Origin of the sequence: Halopenitus sp. H-Gu1 (assembly GCF_041821145.1) — an archaeon.
Lineage (GTDB): Archaea > Halobacteriota > Halobacteria > Halobacteriales > Haloferacaceae > Halopenitus.
On record NZ_JBGUBC010000027.1, the window covers coordinates 15,548 to 34,883 of the forward strand.

General features: G+C 60.0%; 21 protein-coding genes, 1 tRNA gene and 3 pseudogenes. 12 read left to right on the plus strand and 13 right to left on the minus strand.

Annotated elements, in window-relative coordinates; all coding sequences use genetic code 11:
- Positions 1-93 precede the first annotated feature (93 nt).
- From ACERIT_RS14415 to cydB, 3 genes and pseudogenes are all read left to right on the plus strand, one after another.
- Positions 94-411: pseudogene (locus tag ACERIT_RS14415) on the plus strand (redoxin domain-containing protein); the annotation flags it as partial.
- A 15-nt stretch (positions 412-426) separates the two neighbouring features.
- Positions 427-1,851, plus strand: coding sequence for a cytochrome ubiquinol oxidase subunit I (locus tag ACERIT_RS14420; RefSeq protein WP_373675563.1), 1,425 nt, complete (start codon positions 427-429; stop codon positions 1,849-1,851).
- Entirely contained in the window at positions 1,844-2,845 is a 1,002-nt protein-coding gene (gene cydB / locus ACERIT_RS14425) for a cytochrome d ubiquinol oxidase subunit II (protein WP_373675564.1), read from the plus strand. Before ACERIT_RS14420 ends, cydB begins: the two co-directional genes overlap by 8 nt.
- Positions 2,846-3,099: 254 nt before the next feature.
- Here the strand turns inward: cydB and ACERIT_RS14430 are convergent, their stop codons facing one another.
- Together ACERIT_RS14430 and ACERIT_RS14435 are read right to left on the minus strand one after the other, a co-directional pair.
- Positions 3,100-4,605, minus strand: coding sequence for a PAS domain S-box protein (locus tag ACERIT_RS14430; protein WP_373675565.1), 1,506 nt, complete (start codon positions 4,603-4,605; stop codon positions 3,100-3,102).
- A gap of 337 nt (positions 4,606-4,942) precedes the next feature.
- A pseudogene (locus ACERIT_RS14435) lies at positions 4,943-5,362 on the minus strand (AAA family ATPase); the annotation flags it as partial.
- A gap of 186 nt (positions 5,363-5,548) precedes the next feature.
- Between ACERIT_RS14435 and ACERIT_RS14440 the strand changes: the two are divergent.
- The 5 genes from ACERIT_RS14440 to ACERIT_RS14460 all read left to right on the plus strand — a co-directional run bounded on the left by ACERIT_RS14440 (position 5,549) and on the right by ACERIT_RS14460 (position 7,607).
- Positions 5,549-5,770 (plus strand): type II toxin-antitoxin system HicB family antitoxin, encoded by a 222-nt coding sequence (locus ACERIT_RS14440; RefSeq protein ID WP_373675582.1) that lies wholly within the window; start codon positions 5,549-5,551, stop codon positions 5,768-5,770.
- A gap of 7 nt (positions 5,771-5,777) precedes the next feature.
- On the plus strand, positions 5,778-6,032 hold the full coding sequence (locus ACERIT_RS14445; protein ID WP_373675566.1) for a type II toxin-antitoxin system HicA family toxin: 255 nt from the start codon (positions 5,778-5,780) through the stop codon (positions 6,030-6,032).
- 158 nt (positions 6,033-6,190) lie between these two features.
- Positions 6,191-6,466: a hypothetical protein gene (locus ACERIT_RS14450; protein ID WP_373675567.1), complete on the plus strand. Its 276-nt coding sequence runs from the start codon at positions 6,191-6,193 to the stop codon at positions 6,464-6,466.
- A 334-nt stretch (positions 6,467-6,800) separates the two neighbouring features.
- Entirely contained in the window at positions 6,801-7,469 is a 669-nt protein-coding gene (locus ACERIT_RS14455) for a hypothetical protein (RefSeq protein WP_373675568.1), read from the plus strand.
- Between the two features lie 3 nt (positions 7,470-7,472).
- Positions 7,473-7,607, plus strand: a complete 135-nt coding sequence (locus ACERIT_RS14460; protein ID WP_373675569.1) for a hypothetical protein — start codon at positions 7,473-7,475, stop codon at positions 7,605-7,607.
- Between the two features lie 235 nt (positions 7,608-7,842).
- On the opposite strand, the pseudogene ACERIT_RS14465 reads toward ACERIT_RS14460, so the two are convergent.
- From ACERIT_RS14465 to ACERIT_RS14485, 5 genes and pseudogenes are all read right to left on the minus strand, one after another.
- Positions 7,843-7,968 (minus strand): annotated as a pseudogene (locus ACERIT_RS14465) (IS6 family transposase); the annotation flags it as partial.
- Between the two features lie 519 nt (positions 7,969-8,487).
- Positions 8,488-8,559, minus strand: a tRNA-Ala gene (locus ACERIT_RS14470).
- Between the two features lie 89 nt (positions 8,560-8,648).
- Complete coding sequence (locus tag ACERIT_RS14475) at positions 8,649-9,230, minus strand: SRPBCC family protein (RefSeq protein WP_373675570.1); 582 nt, start codon at positions 9,228-9,230, stop codon at positions 8,649-8,651.
- A 186-nt stretch (positions 9,231-9,416) separates the two neighbouring features.
- A complete protein-coding gene (locus tag ACERIT_RS14480) occupies positions 9,417-9,656 on the minus strand; it encodes a hypothetical protein (protein WP_373675571.1) in 240 nt (79 codons plus the stop codon).
- A gap of 89 nt (positions 9,657-9,745) precedes the next feature.
- On the minus strand, positions 9,746-10,945 hold the full coding sequence (locus ACERIT_RS14485; protein ID WP_373675572.1) for an LEA type 2 family protein: 1,200 nt from the start codon (positions 10,943-10,945) through the stop codon (positions 9,746-9,748).
- 145 nt (positions 10,946-11,090) lie between these two features.
- Between ACERIT_RS14485 and ACERIT_RS14490 the strand changes: the two genes are divergently transcribed.
- The 4 genes from ACERIT_RS14490 to ACERIT_RS14505 all read left to right on the plus strand — a co-directional run bounded on the left by ACERIT_RS14490 (position 11,091) and on the right by ACERIT_RS14505 (position 12,947).
- The gene (locus tag ACERIT_RS14490) at positions 11,091-11,273 is read left to right on the plus strand and encodes a hypothetical protein (protein WP_373675573.1); all 183 of its coding nucleotides are present in this window, start codon (positions 11,091-11,093) and stop codon (positions 11,271-11,273) included.
- A 67-nt stretch (positions 11,274-11,340) separates the two neighbouring features.
- Positions 11,341-11,571 carry a FaeA/PapI family transcriptional regulator gene (locus ACERIT_RS14495; protein ID WP_373675574.1) on the plus strand — a complete coding sequence of 77 codons (231 nt, stop codon included), beginning with the start codon at positions 11,341-11,343 and terminating at the stop codon, positions 11,569-11,571.
- A gap of 47 nt (positions 11,572-11,618) precedes the next feature.
- Complete coding sequence (locus ACERIT_RS14500) at positions 11,619-12,083, plus strand: CoxG family protein (RefSeq protein WP_373675575.1); 465 nt, start codon at positions 11,619-11,621, stop codon at positions 12,081-12,083.
- Between the two features lie 9 nt (positions 12,084-12,092).
- Positions 12,093-12,947, plus strand: coding sequence for a carbon-nitrogen family hydrolase (locus ACERIT_RS14505; RefSeq protein WP_373675576.1), 855 nt, complete (start codon positions 12,093-12,095; stop codon positions 12,945-12,947).
- A gap of 573 nt (positions 12,948-13,520) precedes the next feature.
- On the opposite strand, the gene ACERIT_RS14510 is transcribed toward ACERIT_RS14505, so the two are convergent.
- The 6 genes from ACERIT_RS14510 to ACERIT_RS14535 all read right to left on the minus strand — a co-directional run bounded on the left by ACERIT_RS14510 (position 13,521) and on the right by ACERIT_RS14535 (position 19,184).
- Complete coding sequence (locus ACERIT_RS14510) at positions 13,521-14,609, minus strand: transcription initiation factor IIB family protein (RefSeq protein WP_373675577.1); 1,089 nt, start codon at positions 14,607-14,609, stop codon at positions 13,521-13,523.
- A gap of 325 nt (positions 14,610-14,934) precedes the next feature.
- The gene (locus ACERIT_RS14515; RefSeq protein WP_373675583.1) at positions 14,935-15,534 is read right to left on the minus strand and encodes a DUF1641 domain-containing protein; all 600 of its coding nucleotides are present in this window, start codon (positions 15,532-15,534) and stop codon (positions 14,935-14,937) included.
- A 95-nt stretch (positions 15,535-15,629) separates the two neighbouring features.
- Positions 15,630-16,772: an NAD(P)/FAD-dependent oxidoreductase gene (locus tag ACERIT_RS14520; RefSeq protein WP_373675578.1), complete on the minus strand. Its 1,143-nt coding sequence runs from the start codon at positions 16,770-16,772 to the stop codon at positions 15,630-15,632.
- On the minus strand, positions 16,769-17,011 hold the full coding sequence (locus tag ACERIT_RS14525) for a sulfurtransferase TusA family protein (RefSeq protein ID WP_373675579.1): 243 nt from the start codon (positions 17,009-17,011) through the stop codon (positions 16,769-16,771). Before ACERIT_RS14525 ends, ACERIT_RS14520 begins: the two co-directional genes overlap by 4 nt.
- A 188-nt stretch (positions 17,012-17,199) precedes the next feature.
- Positions 17,200-18,504 carry an asparagine synthase C-terminal domain-containing protein gene (locus ACERIT_RS14530; protein WP_373675580.1) on the minus strand — a complete coding sequence of 435 codons (1,305 nt, stop codon included), beginning with the start codon at positions 18,502-18,504 and terminating at the stop codon, positions 17,200-17,202.
- Positions 18,501-19,184 (minus strand): PHP domain-containing protein, encoded by a 684-nt coding sequence (locus tag ACERIT_RS14535; RefSeq protein ID WP_373675581.1) that lies wholly within the window; start codon positions 19,182-19,184, stop codon positions 18,501-18,503. Before ACERIT_RS14535 ends, ACERIT_RS14530 begins: the two co-directional genes overlap by 4 nt.
- Between the last annotated feature and the right edge of the window lie 152 nt (positions 19,185-19,336).

The window sequence follows — 19,336 nt, forward strand, 5'->3', positions numbered from 1 at the left end:
GGTTATTCTCACCTAACGAGAACGGTCATCGGTAATATGAGCAACCACCCTCTATTTTTGACAAAAGATGGTGCCTGAAGAGACTTCCCCGAATTCACCGTACAGACCGCACACGGTGAAGTGTCACTTCCTGACACCTGCAAGGGTGAGTGGTTCGTCCTGTTCAGCCACCCCGGTGACTTCACACCTGTCTGTACCACCGAGTTCGTCGCTTTCCAGCAGCGTAGCGACGAGTTCGAGGAGTTCGGTGACGAACTGTATGATGCGATCGACGCTGGGAATGTCGAGATAATGCTCATTACCGAGAGATCCGAGAATATGTGCAAACCAACATTTTCACATGTGAAATTCAATCGAACGGAACACGCCGGCACACTTGACGGGTTCCTCCTCCGGTGGCACCCCAAATAAGACTCAGAGTCAAACATGCTCGAACCGATCATCGCAAGTCGGCTGCAGTTCGCGCTCACTACGGTCGTCCACATCATCTTTCCCGTAATGAGTATGGGGCTTGCACCGTTTCTCATCTATTTTACCTGGAAGGATATTCGCACGAGCGAGCCCATTTACGAGCAGCTACGACGGTTTTGGACGAGAATTTTCGCGATTTCGTTCGTGGTAGGGACGGTAACGGGTATCGTCCTCGAATTCGAGTTCGGGACGAATTTTGCGGCGTTTTCGACGACGGCGGGCGAATTATTCGGCGGCCCCCTCGCACTAGAAGGGATGATGGCGTTCATGCTCGAAGCCACCTTTCTCGGTATCTTCGTCTTCGGCCGCGAGCGAGTCGGCGACGTACTCTACATGGTGTCGGCAGTCGCAGTCGGCGTGGGGACCTGGCTGTCGGCCGTCTGGATCCTGATCGCCAACTCCTGGATGCAAACGCCCAGAGGGTACGAACTGATCACGGAGAACGGACAACCGGTCGTCATGCTGGTCGACCCGCTCGCCGCGTATCTCAATCCCCGGTTCTTCTGGATGTTCGTCCACATGCAGAACGCCGCCGTCGAGTCGGTTGCCCTCATCATGACCGGGCTGGGTGCCTACTTCGTCTTCCGGCATCACGTCTGGGGGTACTCAATCGAGCACGTCGACTTCTGGGAAGCGACGCTCAAGTTCGGCCTCATTGCCCTCATTATCACCGCGCCGCTACAGGTCATCCACGGCGACCTCTATGCCCGACACGTCTTCGAGACACAGCCCCAGAAGTTCGCCGCCATGGAGGCCATCTGGGAGACTGACTCCTACGTTCCCGAGTACCTCATCGCCTTCCCGACGAGCGTGCAGGACATCCTGGACCCTCGTGCGAAGAATATCTTCGGCATCGGTATTCCGGGCGGTGCCTCCTGGCTCGCCAGTGGCGGCGACCCGCAGGCGACGATTCGGGGACTCGAGGAGTTCGAGGGGCCACAGCCACCGGTTGCCCTCGTCTTCTGGTCGTTCCGCATCATGGTCGCCCTCGGCTTCTGGTTCCTCCTGCTGGCCGTCTGGGGCGCCCATCGCTGGTGGCGGGGTGAACTCCTCGAAGACGACCTGTTGCACAAGGCCCTGATGGTCTCGACGCCGTTGGGAATCCTCGCCGTCGAGTTGGGCTGGGTCGTCACCGAAGTCGGCCGCCAACCGTGGGTCATCCAGGACGTCATGAAGACTCGCGCTGGTGTTTCCCCCGGTCTCACGTCGGCCGAGGCGACGACGACCCTCGCTGGCTTCGCGATCGTCTACCTCGGTCTGCTCGTGTTATACGTCTACGTCGTCGCGCGAATCATCCGCACCGGTCCGCCCGACGTGTCTGATCCCGGCGCGACTGACCGTCCGGAGGGCTCGTCCAGGGAGGCGAGAGTCGATGACTAGCGGGAACTGGCTCGCGGACGGTCCGCTCTTTGGACTCCCACTTGCGGATATCTGGTTCGGACTCCTGTTTTTCATTTTCGCGATGTTTCTGTTTCTCGATGGCTTCGATTTCGGCGTCGGCGCACTCTTTGCGACCCGTTCGGACGAACACGAGCGCGAACAGCTTCTCGCTGCCATCGGACCGTTCTGGGACGGCAACGAGGTGTGGCTGGTCGTCTTCGGCGGTGCGATGTTCGCCGCCTTTCCTGCAGTCTACGCAAACCTGTTCAGCCGCCATTACCTGTTGATGTTCGCCATCCTGGGGGCGCTCATCGTCCGGGGACTCGCCCCCGAGATGTACGAACAGCGCGACGACGAACGCTGGACGCGCTGGTGGGGGCGGGCATTCGTCGTCGGGAGCGTTGCTGCCCCGTTTTTCCTCGGGATGTTCACGGCCAACTGGCTGCTCGGCGCGACGACCATCCTGACGCTGCCCGGGGTCGTCATCGGACTGGCCGTGGTCGCACTCACAGTCGTGGATGGCGTCGCCTACCTGCGAGTAAAGACCCGCGGTGACCTCCGCGAGGACCTCCGAGCGGACGGGTACCACGCGCTCGTCGCGTATCTCGTACTCGTCGTTCTAGCGCTCGGCTACGTGTACGTGGCAGATCCATCTCTTCGAGCGACCCTCTTGTCGCCGCTCGTGTTCGGTCTCGTCATGGTGACGCTCGTTCTCTCGGGTGTGTACGTGGTAGCTCTGAGCCGCGATCGACACTACGTGGCATTCGGTTCTGCCGCCGGCCTCGTCTTCGTGCTGGTCGGAATTGTCGCTGGCATGATGTACCCAGCTATCGATCGAGTGAGCGGATTGACTGTCGACTCGGCTATCGTTTCGACGCTTCCGCTCAACCTCATAACCATCGGCGCTGCCGTTCTCCTCCCGTTGATATTTCTGTACTTTGTCGTCCTTTACTCGGCGTTCCGTGGCCCCGTAGAGGCAGGTGAAGGATACTAATCGTGACAGTCGATGAGAATCAGAACACCGACGATCACGAACGTGACTCCGACGACGCAACCGCTCACGGGGCCTTGTCCAGCCGCGACGTTTCAACGTCGTCCTGTCGTTCTTCGAGTGCGGCGGTAACTCGATCTTCCGTTCTTGCATCTAGACCGACGTACAGAATGTGGATAGGTTCCGATGTCGTCCACCCAACATCTCCGTAATCTGATATTCAATCTGCCACCTCTTACTGGGGATGTGGTGGCTCATCATTGCTCCTCCTCGTCGACCCGAGGGAGTTCGACGTAGAACACGCTTCCCTCCGGATCGTTATCTTCGGCCCAGACATCGCCACCGTACTGCTCGACGAGGCTTTCGACCAAATAGAGGCCAATCCCGGTTCCCGGGCTGTCGAGGCCTTTCTCACCCTTCCCGAAGATCGTCTCTTTTTGATCATCGGGAATACCGGGGCCGTTGTCCGCAATCGCCACGGTGACGGTCTCCTCGTCTAGGGCAGTCAAGATATCGACTGCCGGAACCTCCTTATCGTTGTGAATGACCGCGTTCTGGATGAGATTCCGGAACACCGCCTTGAGAAGGGTGTTCCCACACACTCTGACGTCCGGAATCCCGTCTTCGACAGTTATGACTGTATTGTCGAACTTCGAGCGGGCGTTCTCGATCGTCGGCTCGAGATGCTGATCGAGCCTAACTGGCTCGACGTCCTCTTCAGTACTAAGCATGGTCTCGGAGAGGTCACGAGCGGTCCCCGTCAACTGGATTGCATTTTCGGTTGAGCTCTGGACGGCCTCTAAATGCTCTCTGCCGGCCTCCTCGACGTATTCTTCGAGAAGATTTGCCCGGCCACGAACAACCGCCATATCGTTTCTGATGTCGTGTCGGACGACCTGATTGAGTATCTCAAGGTTGTCCCGCTGCTCTTCGAGTTCTTGTTCGTACTCGGCGTGCAGCCTTCGATCGCGGCCAACTCCGGCTACCACGGGCTCGCCTTCGGGATTTCCGAAGACATTTGCAATGAACTCATACGGAATCGACTCATCGTTAGCGGTCAGGAAGTCTACTTCGACACGGGCGTGCCCGGTCTCGAAGGCTTCTTCGAGGGCAGCCGCGACAGCCTCTGTATCCTCCTCCGTGAAGAAATCCAGCGCATTCATCGATCCGAGTTCCTCACTCGTGTATCCCGTTACCTCCTCTGCGGCGGCGTTCCAATTTATGAGATCTCCGTCGGGACCCAGTACGTAGACCACATCTTCGATCGCGTCCAGTAGATCGTCGGTGAACGCCTTTTGTCGTTCGAGTTCGTGCTCGCGCTCCTTTCGTTCGGTGATATCGCGCGAGAGAGCGATGAATCGCTCCGTCCCGTCGGATTCAACTTTGCTCACCCAGACCTCGACGGGAAACGTTGATCCGTCCTTTCGGCGGCGAAGGCCTTCCTCTTCTACCCGTTGTATCGAGCCGGCGTCCAGCGATTGCAACTTTTCTCGGATCACTTCCTCGTCGAGGCCAACTTCGATATCGGGTACTTCCATCGAAAGCAACTCCTCGCGCGTGTAGCCAAGCTCTTCGAGAACCGTCTCGTTGACATCGAGGATGTGGCCCTCGGTATCGTTAATGTAGATCTCCTCCGGTGACTGTTTGAAGATCAGCTCGTACTCCCTTTCGGTAACTGACGGCGGACCATCCAGACCGGTTGATCGATCAGCTGACCCGGAACCCTCCGGAGGATCGTCATTCTGTCCGTCCTGGTCACCCATATTTTGGCCACATGAGTCGCTGGACTATTAATACGACAGGTCGTCTCTTAGCTATGAGCCGACCCCACCGACAAAGAATCGAACTGCTTCGTCTCGCTGATGGCCACGGGACCGGGGCGGGCGGTGGGCCTCGCCGTTGTTCTGTTCGCTGAACGCTCCGTCCCGTTCTCAAGCCTCACAGCTATCGACAGCATCTGCAGGTGTTGATCCCCTGTGATGCCTGTTTGAAGTATTCACGTGCCTCCGCCGACGTCGTCCGCAGTCTCGTCGGGCACATCGCGGGGATCCATGGACGTCGATCGGCGTGATCGCCACCCACGCGAACTATGAGGGGTTGCAGGTTCCGAATATTCTCGGCGAAGCGGATCAGCTTCGTCTCCTGAAGCTGATCAACTTCGTCGAGGATCACGACGCCGGGACCGTTGAGCGTCTGCTGGATGCGTTCGATGAGGTGGCCCGTCGACGACCCTCGAGAGACGCCGGCGCTCACGAGATCGCGCGCCAACTGCTCGAGGACCGCGTTCCGCGTGTAGTCCTGCCAGCAGTTCACGTAGGCGTACGGGACGTCGAGCACTTCGCGTCGGAGTTCGCGGACGGCCGCTCGGACGACCGTCGTCTTTCCGGCACCAGACGGTCCAAACAGAAAACAGTTCTCGGCCCGGAATCCATCCTCGATCGGGCAGAGTGCATCAGTCACCTCGTTCATGTGGCTGTTCCGACCCACGATCTCGTTTGGGAGGTGGTCGTCGTCGAACACCGTTCCGTCGCGTATCACGTCAAATCGATATCGGGGGTGGCGATAAGTCAACCCCCGAGTGTTCCGATCGGTTCCGATCGGCCCCACCCCGACAGAACGCTTTTGCCCGTCTACCCGAAACGTGGAGGTATGAGCACCGATACGGGCGTGGAGGAGAACGGGCCGACTACGCCGACCCACATCACGATGGAGCTGTCCGAGGACGGGGAGGTGTGGATCATCACCGACGAGGAGACGGGCGTCACCACCGAAGGTGAGACGCGCGAGCACGCCCTGGAGATGCTCGACGATGCGGTAGCGGCCTACAAGGGTGAGGCGGGCCGATCGCCGACCGATGAGGAACTCCGCGAACTCGGGATCGACCCCGAGGAGAACACGAGCGGCGAGCTGCCGAACGTGCTGAAGTAACCGATCGATGGTTACGCGAGACTTTTCAGGGGACGATGTCGTCTCGGTACTGACGAACGTAGGAAACTTCGAGTGGGTCCGGACCACAGGAAGCCACATGATCCTGAAGTGGACCCCACCGGAGGATCATGATACGCCGGCCCGGACGGTGAGTGTTCCGCGAAAGGATCGGATCCGGACCGGGACGCTTCAGAAGATCGCTGATCAGGCAGGTGCCGAGGAGTTCCACGAGTTCTGCCGTTGGATCGACCGGAACCGGTGATCGAGGAGTAGCCTCACGAGCGCAGTATACGCGTGAACAGATTCGTGAGCGGTTCCGTGAATGTAGATAAACAATCGACCGCCGAGTCACTCCAGATCCACGGCTTCACCGTCTGCTGCATACATACTCTTGTAAAGAGGTGTGGGTACGCGCCGAATATGGGTACTGAACGAACGACCCTACGACTCTCGGACGAACGGAAACGGCTGCTCGATGAGGCGTCGACGATCGTCGCGAACGCTCCTGACGACGACCCGCCGCGATCGGACGTGATCGACGCTGCACTCACCCACCTGATCCAGTCGCAGGAGAATATCGACGCCGCTCGCGACGAACTGGATCCAGAGACGATTCAGAAGTTCAACACGGACGTCCTCGCGCTGCACTACCGGACCAGCGTCGACAGTCGCTGGCGGTGGTTCCTGAGAATCTAAACGATCCGGGCTTATTTTCAGGGCTTCAAGATATCCTATTCACTTTCTGTGGGTAATGCATAATTCAATTGTTCGTAGGGGATATATCCTATCTGATTACGCAGTCGGTCTTTGTTTGTGTCGAATAGATAGATGCCGTTTTCTCCCTCTTTCACAGCCTCGCACTCAATAGAATGCGTTTTGCCACTTCGCTCTCGGTATTCGACTTTCATGCAAGAACCACTTAGAAAGAATAATAAATAGGTTTATTCCACAGACAGTAAGTATTCTCCGGCGTTTCTTACCTATTCAACCCCTACTTCTTTAACGTCACCCAGATATTTCTAGGCGATTTATGTCAGACGGGTCTGATCAAGTGGTTCCAGAAGATCGTGATCCGAGCGAAAGAGACCAATTTTTGGACACAGCAGATCGTCTTGAGAGAAGTATTGAAAGACAGATCTCTATAATCAACGGGATTGATGATAAGTCAGAACATGTTACTCGACTAATTGGTATTCTAATTGGTCTGCTGTTTTCGGTTCTATCTCTTATCGCAAATTTGGATTCTATCACATTTGAGGATGCAACTATCTCAATAAAGATTGGATTTATTCTTGGATTAGGCAGTTTGTTACTAGCAATGGCTAGTGCAATTGTAACCTACCTGAGCAGCCGCTTCCGTATTGGCCTTAACTACAATGTTGGGCATTATATGTCCAATATAGATAATAGAAATACTAAAAAAGATTTTAATAAGCATATTCAACGTGTTTGCGGTTCGTATGGTGATATAATTGAAGAAAACAAAGAGGTTATTGAAACCAATTCTCATCGGTTTCGTCTAACTCTATATTTCCTGTTAATCGGTGTTTTATTTTTAGCCACATCTGGGTCATTGTATGTGAGTTCAATCTCCAATAACGGAATGTGGGTTGGACTAGTAACTTCGCTTGCTTTAGCTGCGATTTCAGGATGGTATATATTAACAGGGAGATACTTAACCCTAGAACAAAAAACATAGACTATGACCGGCGATTCCGACGAAGAAAGCGACAAAGAAGTCACAGAGGATGATGTCACGAGTGGAGACGGCCTCAGCTATGACACTTTGATCGCAAACAAAAGTGGTGAAGTAACTGACAACGACGAAGAATCGTAGTTAGGTTTCTGAAAGGTTGGATATACAACCACCTTTGTAGGATTTTTAGATCGTTTTGGCTCTGTTCAGACTGTGGTGAGTATTCCACAAATCGCGGTGGTTGCTGTGTCCGGCTCTTGACGGAGAGCCGGACGCGATCTATGTTGTGACCGCCACGTTTACAGCAGAAACCCACTCGATCCACCCGTTTCTGCCCGGGAAACGCAAAAGTTAGATATGATGAACCGGGTAGCGTTTAGATAAGCTGATTCCATGCGAAGGCGAACGCTTGTAACCAATTTTCAGCGGCACTCGGTTCGGCGTGGCTAAACGTATTTGAGAACTGGTTTGTTCGTCGCTTTACTTCACGAAACACAAGTTCACCTCTACTCTGAAGAAGAAGGGTACCTCCGTCGAACAACGGCGTTTCGATGGTGAGCGAAAGCGTGTCTACACCGGCTTCTCTCTAACGGATTCGTAAGCATCGCTCTCGTCCGGTGAATACCGGTGGAGAGTCACAACTGTCACAGGTTTTCTCGTATTGAGTTGAACAGAAGGCCTTGTCTTAAGATGAATTAGTGAACCGCAGAAATAATTCTCGTGACTGTGATGCCCCACCGGTATTCTGCTGTCGGGGGCTTCGAACGAGCCGGTTCAGAAACACTATTTAAATGGAACTCCCTTGCATTCGAATTTTTCTGATTCCGCCAAACCCCTGAAAACGGTTCACACAAGAACTATACTGCTGGAATGAGTGTGTCAATTTGTCCGCCTTTGCAGAGTCCGAGTGACGCTCTCGGCTGAGTGAGCGTGGCGGCCACTCCGACACTTGGGGCGCGTTGGACAATACGTACCCCTAACCGGATGCCGTCTGCTCCTTGCTCATCGAGTGAGAGAAAGATGGACTCGCCGGGATTTGAACCCGGGGCCTCTCCCATGCCAAGGGAGTGATCTACCTCTGATCTACGAGCCCGCTTCGCGATCATTCGTACCCCCGTTTCCACCATAAGGGCTTCGAATCGGCCGCCTTCCGACACGGGCTCACACGGATCGTCGATCGCCTTACAGCCGCTTTGAATCAACTATAACCTCGAGATTCACGGGACGTTCACGGCCCTCCAGGTCGGCCACTGCGCGCTTGACGATTCCCTTCGCCTCCTCGCGAACGAGCGGGATCACCCGTCGAAGGACCCACTCGAAGGAGACGAACCGCGGGAGATCGATCGCATCGGAACTCGCCGATCCGGGATCGAACCGGACTCGGAACTCGACTTGGCAGGCGTCGTCGTCGTTCTCCCCTCCGTCCTCGGAACCGGTCTCGAGAGTGCGGTCCCGATCGTCGGTGTCGGTTTCGCCATCGATCGGACTGATCCGCCAGTGGCCGTTCGCGTCGATATCCTTGCGGATCGCCCAGTCGATGCGGTTCGGCGGGGACACGTCGGTGACTTCGGATCGGACCGTGTAGGTGAGCCGCCACCAACTAAAGGTGAGCGCATACCGCGTTCCCGGCCCACCCTCGCCGTCGATCCGTCGAACTCGATCGAGGTGCTCCGAGTACCGGGCGTACCGCGGGAAATCCACGAGGAACTCATAGACCGTCTCGGAGTCCGCATACACCGTCGTCCGTACGACGAGTTCGTCCACGACCCCTGTTTCGTCGCGCTCGTCTTAAACCCGGCCGTCAAAGCCGGGGCTCGAACACCCGTCGTCGATACTCGGGGGTGTGATCCCAGCCGACATTCCAGACCTGTCTACCCGTATCGACCGGACGGAGAGCCAGGATACTCACGTAACGGTCGAGCGGGTGATCGGAACCCTGCACGGACCGGATTACGTCTCTTCTCGGGCACCGATCTCCCGATAGATCCACATCGCGATGAAATAGGTCGCCACGAAGAGCAAAAACCCGACGACGAACCCGGCGAGCCGACGTCGACCCAGTCCCCCGGGCACGAAATACGCCAGCCCGACGAGCGCGACGAAGAAGACGAGGAGGCTAAACGCTCCCGAGAGGAGATAGACGCCGAGATCCGAGCTCAGCCGTTCCGTCACGTCCGTCACTCGCTTCACGGGACGGTTTTTGCGAGACGTCTTCAAAACGTCCCCGGTCCCGTTTCCTCCGGCATTCGATCGGTGCTCTCCGTTCTGGATCGCACTTCTCACGCCGGTCGAGCCGCGAACGTCGCGAGACCGAGGAGCCCATCGTCCTCGGTTTCGGTCGGTGTGGGCGTCGGTGTCGGTGTGTCGGTCTCGGTCGGCGTGGGCGTCTCAGTCTCGGTCCCGATCGTGATCGGATCCTCGGTTTCCGTCGGCGTCGGAGTGGCCGTCCCGTCGCTTGGCGTGGTGGTTCCCGCGGGGGTCTCCGTTCGGTTCGCGCCACTCTCGTCGGTTTCGGTCTCCGTATCCTCGCTCTCGCCGAAGATGTCCGTCTCGATGGTTTGTTCCATCGTGTCGAGCGGGATCCGGACCGTCTCCCCGCCGCCCTCACTCAGATCGACCCGGAGGTAGAAATCAGCAGTGAGGGTCGTCACCTGGTCGTTTTGCAGGTGAGTGACCCACCATTCGTTGAGATGTTGATTGTCGAGGCGGAAGGTAGCCGTGATCGTCTCCTCGCTTTTCGGCGGGATGACGTGTGCGTCCTCGCTTTGCCCGCTTCCCATCTCAACGTCGTTCATCGCGACGTCGTAGCCGATCTCCGAGAGGGTGATCGGAAACGAACGCGGGTTGTACACGACGAATTCCATGCGGATCTCGGTTTCGTCCTCGGAGACGGTTCCCCACTCGCCGCGGGTTTCACGGACGACGAGCACCGGATCCGGAATGATGGGGCTCTCGGCGTTCACCTCCCGGTCTTCCTTGGAGTTGAACGCCGCTATGAGGTCGGTGTCGATCTCGCGTTCGACCGCTGGGGCATCGAAGGAACGGTCGAGAAGCGAGGAATGAACGTCCGCGTGGACGGTAAGGGCGGTCCGTTCGCCCGCCCGGAGATGACTCACCCACCACGCCGGAATCCGCGTGTTGTTCATCTCCGTGCTCGAGGAGATGGTTGAGTTTCCCTCCTCTATCGAGACGCCTTCGCGGGTCCCGTTGGCCATCGCAATGTCGTTCAGTTGGACCTCATAATCGACCGTGAGTCCGCCGGCCGTCACGCCGATCGGGTTGGGATTGTGGAGCTGAATATCGGTCTCGATCTCCGTGACGTTTTGCGTGACGTTCCCGAACTCGTTGTCCACGCCGGTCACGGTCGGCGCCCCGAGGACACCCGCGGCCAGCGCGCCTCCCAGAAGGAGGATGAGACCACCGATCGCGAGCACGAGGAGCCGACCGCGGCCGATCGACGAGAGCCAACTCGGAATCATGCTTGTCGTACGCGGAGGTAACGGTGGATCCGTATAAAGATAGGCGACCCACGATCGGGGCGGTAGTCGGTCCTCGAAGCGAACAGGGCGCGATCGTGGCGATCACAAACCCAACTGCTAAGTGTCGGCCTGCGAACCTCCGAATATGACGGCAGGTACCACCGGATCGGATACGGGACTGGGAGTCGGGCTGGCGTTGGCGGCGATCGTCGTCGTCGGAGCGGCCCTCATGTACGTCGGGCCATCACAGATCAACCGCGCGGCGGGCTTTGGAACCGCGATGATCGCGGCGATCCTCGCAGTCTCGGCGTTCCACGTACTCGAGTGAGTCGTCAGCGATCGTCCGCCCGGTTCGCCTCGTTCCTTTTAAATATCGGCGTCCCGTATTTTTGGTGATGACGGAGTATACGGACGAGGAAAAACGGATCCTCGCGTACCTCCACGATAGCGTCTCCCGTGGCGAACAGTACGTTCGCTCGAGGACGATCGCCGACGCGATCGGGCTCACCGCCAAGCAGGTCGGCAGTCGGCTCCCGAACCTGGCCGAAAAATCCGAGGAAGTCGACATTGAAAAGTGGGGCCGCGCCCGCTCGACCACCTGGCGGGTCACCCAGTCGACCCCCTGAGCCGTCGGATCCACCCCTTTTAAGCGTCGCCTCGCGTATCGGTTCGTATGACCGTCCGTGTCTCGCGGACCTTCGAGTTCGATGCCGATCCCGAGGACGTGTGGGAGTTCATCGAGGACCCGGGCAATCGTGCCAGCGTGATAAGCGTCGTCGAGTCCTACGAGGTTCACGACGACCGGCGGGCCACCTGGCACATCAGCCTGCCGATCCCGATGATTCGATCGACGGTCGACGTCGAGACGAGAGAGATCGAGCGCGACCCGCCGACCCGGGTGAAGTTCCTCGGGAAGTCCCGGGCGCTTCGCGTGACCGGCGAGCACACGATCGAGCCGATCGAGGGTGGCTGTCGACTAAAAAACGAGTTCGTCGTCGAGGGGGGAATTCCGGGCGTCGAGACGTTCTTCAAGCGTAACTTCGAGTCGGAACTCGATCGACTCGAACGCGAACTTCGATCGGAGCTCGGGCTTCCCGATGCCGCCGAAAGCGACTCGTCCTCCCGGGCCGACGACTGATCCGACTCGATGACCGATCCAGATTCATCGACCGATTTCGAGCCGACCCGGATGGCTTGCATACAGCTTGCGATCGAGGGGGGCGACGTCGAGGAAAACCTCGACCGAGCGCTCTCGGCGGTGGACGCAGCCGCCGAACGCGGGGCCGACCTGATCGCGTTGCCGGAGCTCTTCGATGTCGGCTACTTTGCGTTCGACGCGTATCCGCGTGTGGCCGTTGGCCTCGAAAGCGAGCGGCTCGAACGATTCGCCGATCGGGCAGCCGACCACGGCGTTGCACTCCTGGCGGGGACGATCGTCGAGGACCTCGGCGCCTCTGCCGACGCCGGCTTCGAGGTGCCGGCATCCGAAGGCCTCTCCAACACGGCCGTTCTGTTCGATGAAACGGGACAGCGCCAGCTCGTCTATCGGAAACACCACCTATTCGGCTACGAGTCCGCAGAATCGGAGCGACTCGTGCCCGGCGAACGACTCACGACCGTCGAGATCTCCGGGATCCGGATCGGCGTCACGACCTGTTATGATCTCCGATTCCCCGAACTCTATCGGCAACTTCTCGAGGAGGGAGTTGATCTCGTAATCGTCCCAAGCGCGTGGCCGTATCCGCGGGTCGAACACTGGCGCACGCTCGCGCGAAGTCGCGCGATCGAGAACTTGGCGTACGTCGCCGCCGTCAACGGAAGCGGCACCTTCGCCGGCGGTGAGACCCTTCTCGGTCGCACGACCGTCTACGATCCGTGGGGAACGCCGATTGCCACGACCGGCGACTCGCCGGACGTCGTGTACGCCGACATCGACCCCGATCGCGTCGCGTCGATCCGTGAGGACTTTCCCGCGCTTGCCGATCGGAGATCGGGTTGGTGACTCGGACGGACGGTTCCATACATTTATTCGGGAGCACGCAATACTACTCGATGCCGGTGTTTCGACGCTTTTCTCGTCGAAACGTCGGTACGATCCGCTCCCGTCCCGACCGCCGGGTGATGTGGAACGAACCGTGGCTGGATCCGCCACGTCAGTTCCGCCCGCGCCATCACCCGTTCGTCAACTCCGTCCCACGTCGACGATCCGGACACATCCATGTCCGGAGTTTCTTGACGCGCGTCGAATGGGAACCGGAACGAACGGCACCCAAAAATACGATCGTGAGATAGTAGAGACTATTCACAAGTATTGAAAACAGTAGTGAACGTGCGTGGTTATTTTTGACGCAAAAGAGTGTATTATATCGCTTCGCGAGTGGATTATCGATCGGCGTCCGACGTTCCGCATTCGCTGTCGGCCGCCGGACGCCGTCTGTGGACTAGTGCTCCCACAGTGGCTTGGTCAGTCACCGGCCTCCGATCGTTCGCTCATTGCGAGCGAACGATCGGTTCGCGTGCGTCGTTTGGGATCCGCTCCCGACTCGATCGTTGGATAGGGACGTGTCCGTCGCGATCAGACTCGTGCAGCGTCGGCGTCGCCCTCGGTGAACCCGGGGAATCGCGTCTCCTCGGCCTCCAGAAGTTCCTGATAGCGGTTTCGGATCGTGACTTCACTCATGTCCGTCGCCGCGCTCACCTCGCTTTGGGTGAGATCGACGTTCGTGAGCTTGCCGGCGGCGTAGATCGCGGCGGCAGCGAGCCCGACCGGCGACTTACCGCTGTGAACGTTCTGGCGTTTGCCCTGCTCGAGCAGTTGACGGGCGTACTGTTCGGTCTCGTCGGGGATCTCGAGATCGCTCGCGAACCGCGGGAGGTACTCGACGGGGTCGGCCGGTTTGATCTCCAACTTGAGTTCGCGGTTGATGTACCGGTAGGCCCGCTTGAACTCCTCGGCGTCGACGCGGCTAACGGCCGCGATCTCGTCTATCGACCGCGGCACCTGCTCCATCCGGGCAGCCGCCTGCAGGCTGGCGGTGGCGATCCCTTCGATCGACCGTCCCGGGAGGAGGTCCTCATCGAGGGCCTGCCGATAGATGACCGAGGCCGTCTCACGGACGTTCTCGGGAAGGCCGAGCGCGGATGCCATGCGGTCGATCTCGCCGAGCGCCTGCTTGAGGTTGCGTTCCTTGGAGTCGCGCGTCCGGAACCGCTCGTTCCAGGTGCGAAGCCGCTGCATCTTCTGACGCTGGTTCGAGGAGAGCGAGTTACCGTAGGCGTCTTTGTCCTGCCAGCCGATGTTCGTCGACAGGCCGTCGTCGTGCATCATCTTCGTCGTCGGAGCGCCGACTCGCGACTTCTCGTCGCGCTCGCTCGAATCGAACGCGCGCCACTCGGGGCCGCGGTCGATCTCGTCCGACTCGACGACGAGTCCACAGTCCGAACAGACCGTTTCAGCGCCGTCGTGTTGGAGTCGGCTCCCACACTCGGGACAGGTCGTCGTCGATTCCGTTTCCGTTTCCGTTTCCGATTCCGTCGACTCGCGGTCGCTCGTCCGGGCTCGCGAGTCGGCCTCGCGCCCGTTAGTTCGGTCCGTCGATCGGTCGTCGGTGGTTGCTTGCTCGTCGGTCGTGCGCCGGGGGGCGCGGAAGTTCGTCTTACTCATGTGTTGAGGGCTGAACGGAGATCGCCTCCGTTGAATCGATCGTGATGCGGAGGTTGAAAGGAATATAAAACCCTGACCTCGCTTCTTCCTTCACCCCTAGTTATGGACCTACAGTATATAAATGTATCGTGAGATAGTGTGTCAATCGCATGTAACAGCACTCTCGGCGTGGTTTAGCGCCCAGAGATCGACGGTTTATATAGTCTATCCCGATCGTTCCTGACATCGACGTCGAAAACGATCGCCTCGAACGTCGCCCTGGAGCGACGCGAGGGACTCGTCCGTGTAGACCGCGTGCGGCCCATTGTGAGCCGCGTTCGGGTCGTTACTCCCCAGAGCGCGTTTGACCGATGGCCCGGGCGATCGATATCATGTATCCAAGCCCGTACTGCACCTCGGGATCACGGATCGCTCGAAGCAGATCGAGGGTCCCGGCCGCCTCGGGCTGTTCCCCCTCTGCGGTAGCGACGCCGTCGAGAAGCGTCTCGATACCCTCGCGCGTGTCTTCCTCCCCGGCCGTCTGAGCGACCTCGGCGAGTCCGGACCCGGTCCCCGCGATCGAGGTGACCATCTCGTCGTCCAGCGCGGCCGTCGCCAGCGAGACGACCTCGGCGAGTTCGGAGAGCTCCGAGAGCGTGCCGCTCTGTTGCAACTCGACGACCGTTTCCAGCGCGTCGCGAAGCTCCTCGCCGTTCTCCCCGACAGCCCCCGCGAGCACGACCGTCCCGTCGGTCGCCAGCCCATCGGCCGATTCTGCAAGCGTCGCACCCGTACCGGCGAGTTCGCGAACCATCTCGTCTGAAAGCGCCCCCTCGCCGAGCGCAAGGACGTCGAGCAACTCGTTGACTGCGTCGAGTCGTCGGACGAACGCCGCGACCGCCTCGGGATCCTCGGCGATCGCCGCCTCGAGGGCGTCCTGGTCCATCTCCTCGTAGTCGACGGCGGCCGATTCATCGCCGTTGGCCGATGCGTCGTCATCGGTCGATCCGTCGTTGTCATCGGACGAGCCGTCTGCGACCATTACAACAGCCCCCGAGCAGTGAGCCAGTAGGACTCGTTGTACGCCAGCTTCGCCCAGTGAAGCTTCTCTGAAGGCGGTGCCGGCTGTGGTCCGTTCTCGTAATCGAACTCGACGAAGGACGCCTCGTCCATCCCGGTCTCGACGAAACAGAGCGTCTTTCCGTCGTAGATCGCCGTCGCGGGGCGATCCCGAACCTCGCTTGCGATCCGTTGGCCGACGACCCCGGCCTGGTAGTGCGCGACGCTTCCGGCGTTGGGGACGCCGGTGCTGGCGGTGTCGCCGATCGCATGGACGTTCTCAGCGGCCTCGGCTTCGAGAGTGTGCTTGTCCACGTCGACCCATCCCCGATCGCCCAGTCCGGCCTCCGAGACGAGGTCGATCCCGCGGTGGGGCGGGATCGTCACCAGGAGATCGTAGTCGAGTTCGGTCCCCTCCATCGAGGTGAGCGTTCCCGCCTCGGGGTCGGCCTCCTCGGCGTTGAAGAAGGTCTCGATGTTGATATCGCGCTCCTCCATCAACGGCTGTGCCCAGGAACCGATGTTCGGATTGCCGTGGACTCGCTGAATGGGGTAGGTGTAGGTGATGTCGATCTCCGATCGCAGACCGCGCTTTCTGAACCAGTCGTCCGCCATGAACACGAACTCAAGCGGCGCCGCCGGACACATGTGTGGCGTCCCAACGACGCTCAACACCAGATGCCCCTCGGTCATCGACAGCAACTCCTCCCGGAGCGCGACCGAACCGGACTCAGTGTAGAAGTTGTATCCCCCCTCGGCGAGCCCGGGAACCTCCTCGGGTGCGAGCGTCGACCCCGTCGCGAGAACGAGGTGGTCGTACTCGATCGGGGCCCCGTTTCCGCATTCGAGCCGCTGCTCTGCCGTATCGATGTCGGTCACCCGGTCGATCTGAAGGTCGATCCTGTCGTCGACGAGCGTCTCCAACCGTCGTCGACCGTCCTCGGGTTCGCGCTGTCCGAACGGAACGTACAGCCAGACGGGCTTGTAGACGTGGTCGGGATCGTCGTTGATCAGGGTGACTCGAACGTCGCCGTCATCGATCTCCCCTCGAAGACGATCGGCCAGGTCGTTGGCGAGCACAGTACCGCCCGTCCCCCCGCCAACGATGACGACGTGTTCGCTCACGATTTCTCCACGTAGAACGCGTAGTGGTCGTCGTGCTCTTCGGTGTCGAGCAGTTCGTTGCCCGCCTCCTCCGCCCATTCCGGGACGTCGCTGAGGGACTGTTCGTTGTCGCTCAGCAACTCCACTACGTCACCCGATTCGGCATCGCGAATTGCGCCGATCAGATCCATAAGCGGACCGGGACATGCTGCGCCGCGCGAGTCGACGGTCTTCGTGGGTTCGATGTCGATTTCAGTCATATACAATTGTGAATTTGTGCTCCGACGTATTAGTATTGTATGTCTACTCCAAGATTGAGAAAACACCTGGCCAGAGCGGGATTCGTCCGAACGGAGTCGCTAACGCTTCTGGTCTGCCGTTTCTGACCCGTCTGATCCGGATCCACTCAGTCCAAGCACGCTCGCCTGTTCCGAGCTTGTCTCGTATCTCAGGCGTCCCTGTCCGCGTCCTCAAGAATCGATGCGACGTATTTGCCGACGTGATCGTCCATCCGGCGTTTGAACCCGGCCTGGCGCGCGAGCCGGTCGAGTTCCCGCGAGACGTAGGTGCCGTACTGGAGGGCCTTCTTGTCGGCGGCTCGGACCGAGTCGGGAACGAGTCCTGCGGCCGCCGTCCGGAGGGCGATCTTTCGCTCGTCGCTCGTCGCGAGCAATTCGCCCGGAAGCCGAAGCGCGGCATCGACGACCCGATCGGCCAAAAGCGGCGTCACTGGCTCGATCCCCGCTGCTCGGATCGCCGGAACGTCCCTCGCGAGTTGGTCCGGAAGCGATCGAACCGTCTCGTCGCGTGCGCCACGAACCGTCTCGGCCTCGACGCGGTGGTCGTTCGCCGGATCGACCACCTTGCTGTATCCGCCGAACAATTCGTCGGCCCCCTGGCCGAGCAGAAGTCGATCGTGTCCGTCCGCCGCGGCCGCACGCGCGACGAGATACAGCGGGATCGCGATCGACAGGTCCATCGCGTTCGTTCGGCCCGTCGCGGCGACCAGTTCCGGGATCGCGTCAGTGAGATCGTCGTGGGTGATCTCGACGATCCGGAGGTCGTCCTCGCGGTCCATCGCTGCGATGGCTTGCCGAGCCGCTTCCAGATCATGACAGCCCTCGAATCCGGCGACGTAACAGGGCGCGTCCGGGACGCCGCTTGCAACGAGTGCGGAATCGACCCCGCCGGAGAAGGCGACCGCGACGTCCTCGCCTTCAGGCCCCTGATCGTCGGCGCGTCCGATCGCCTCTCGAACGGCGGCGTTGACGGCCGCCTGTGCCGTCTCGATCGGATCCGGATCGGTCCGAAGCGTCCAGATCGACCGGGTCTCCGCCGCCGTCAGGAGGCTGCCGGCCGGCACGGGAACGGGCGATTCGAGCGAGCGCCGATCGAAGGCCCACGCGCCGTCCGTCGTCGGAACCGTACACTCGTCCTCGACGAAAAGTGGCTCGCGGCCGAGAACGTCGCGAACGAGCGCCGCTTCTCCGAGTTCATCGTCGGATCCTGCCGGGCGGCGGATTCGTCCGGCAAACCCGAACCCGCCGGGAAGCGGGTCGGAAGCGCCGATCGCGTCCGAGATGACTTCGGCCGTAGCACCTCGGAGGCGGTCACCGCCACGAACGGGCGGGGTGGAGTCGGGAGCGGAATTCCGATCCGGGTCTCGATCCGGGTCTCGATCTGAGTCTCGATCCGAGTCCCGATCCCGCTTTCGATCCGCTGCCGATCGTCGATCGGTGTCGTGATCGGTCATCGAAGCGAGCGGAGCCGACGAAGGACTCGGCGTTTCGCCCCGCCGGCCGCCTGCCGGAAGGAGACGTGCCAGGGCGTTCGGCTCCCAACTACGCTGGTTCGTCCCTCGGCGATCGCGTTCAGGATCGCCTCGGCGGACGGCTCGTCGGCGTTGACTTCGGTGATAGCTTGTCCCACCATCTCGGAGATATGTGCGTCACTGCCGGCGGTTTGGGGCAGGTCGTGTTCCACTGCGAACCGCTCGGCCTTTCGGTTTGCTCGCCCGGTCAACAGCCGCGAGTTGTACACCTCGATCGCATCCGCGCTCGCGAGTTGCGCCTCCGAGATATGGGCGGCGACGCCGTGGCGAGTCTTCTGGAACGGGTGGGGAACGACCGCGATCCCGCCCTGCTCGTGGATCCGCGAGAGCGTCTCGTCGTAGGACAGTCCGGCCGGTATCGCCTGTTCGATTCCGAACGCGAGCACGTGACCGGCTGCACACGTTACCTCCATCCCGACGACTCCGATAAGTCCGTACTCGGAGGCTAACTCCGACGCGGCCAGCGAGGCATCGATCTCGTCGTGGTCCGTGACTGCGAGCGCGTCGACTCCGACCGCCGCCGCCTGCTCGACGAGTAGCTCGATCGGATCGCGACCGTCGTGGGAAAGCTCCGAGTGCGTGTGCAACTCGACCGATAACACGTCCGAACGTACACGGGTAGTCCTCAAAAGGAACGCGGTCTTGCGGAGGCGGACCGAGGGAGGCGGACCACGGAAATCGGGCTCAGGGTGTCGGACACAGGGAATCGGACCCGGCCTCGCGGATCCGTAAAGTGAATGACGGCCGCGCGGAC

Bases quoted from the DNA above. Each gene is read 5' to 3' on its own strand.
- ACERIT_RS14420 (WP_373675563.1), top strand. From the start codon at position 427: ATGCTCGAACCGATCATCGCAAGTCGGCTGCAGTTCGCGCTCACTACG.
- cydB (WP_373675564.1), top strand. From the start codon at position 1,844: ATGACTAGCGGGAACTGGCTCGCGGACGGTCCGCTCTTTGGACTCCCA.
- ACERIT_RS14430 (WP_373675565.1), bottom strand. From the start codon at position 4,605: ATGGGTGACCAGGACGGACAGAATGACGATCCTCCGGAGGGTTCCGGG.
- ACERIT_RS14440 (WP_373675582.1), top strand. From the start codon at position 5,549: ATGGAGCTGTCCGAGGACGGGGAGGTGTGGATCATCACCGACGAGGAG.
- ACERIT_RS14445 (WP_373675566.1), top strand. From the start codon at position 5,778: ATGGTTACGCGAGACTTTTCAGGGGACGATGTCGTCTCGGTACTGACG.
- ACERIT_RS14450 (WP_373675567.1), top strand. From the start codon at position 6,191: ATGGGTACTGAACGAACGACCCTACGACTCTCGGACGAACGGAAACGG.
- ACERIT_RS14455 (WP_373675568.1), top strand. From the start codon at position 6,801: ATGTCAGACGGGTCTGATCAAGTGGTTCCAGAAGATCGTGATCCGAGC.
- ACERIT_RS14460 (WP_373675569.1), top strand. From the start codon at position 7,473: ATGACCGGCGATTCCGACGAAGAAAGCGACAAAGAAGTCACAGAGGAT.
- ACERIT_RS14485 (WP_373675572.1), bottom strand. From the start codon at position 10,945: ATGATTCCGAGTTGGCTCTCGTCGATCGGCCGCGGTCGGCTCCTCGTG.
- ACERIT_RS14490 (WP_373675573.1), top strand. From the start codon at position 11,091: ATGACGGCAGGTACCACCGGATCGGATACGGGACTGGGAGTCGGGCTG.
- ACERIT_RS14495 (WP_373675574.1), top strand. From the start codon at position 11,341: ATGACGGAGTATACGGACGAGGAAAAACGGATCCTCGCGTACCTCCAC.
- ACERIT_RS14500 (WP_373675575.1), top strand. From the start codon at position 11,619: ATGACCGTCCGTGTCTCGCGGACCTTCGAGTTCGATGCCGATCCCGAG.
- ACERIT_RS14505 (WP_373675576.1), top strand. From the start codon at position 12,093: ATGACCGATCCAGATTCATCGACCGATTTCGAGCCGACCCGGATGGCT.
- ACERIT_RS14510 (WP_373675577.1), bottom strand. From the start codon at position 14,609: ATGAGTAAGACGAACTTCCGCGCCCCCCGGCGCACGACCGACGAGCAA.
- ACERIT_RS14515 (WP_373675583.1), bottom strand. From the start codon at position 15,534: ATGGACCAGGACGCCCTCGAGGCGGCGATCGCCGAGGATCCCGAGGCG.
- ACERIT_RS14525 (WP_373675579.1), bottom strand. From the start codon at position 17,011: ATGACTGAAATCGACATCGAACCCACGAAGACCGTCGACTCGCGCGGC.
- ACERIT_RS14530 (WP_373675580.1), bottom strand. From the start codon at position 18,504: ATGACCGATCACGACACCGATCGACGATCGGCAGCGGATCGAAAGCGG.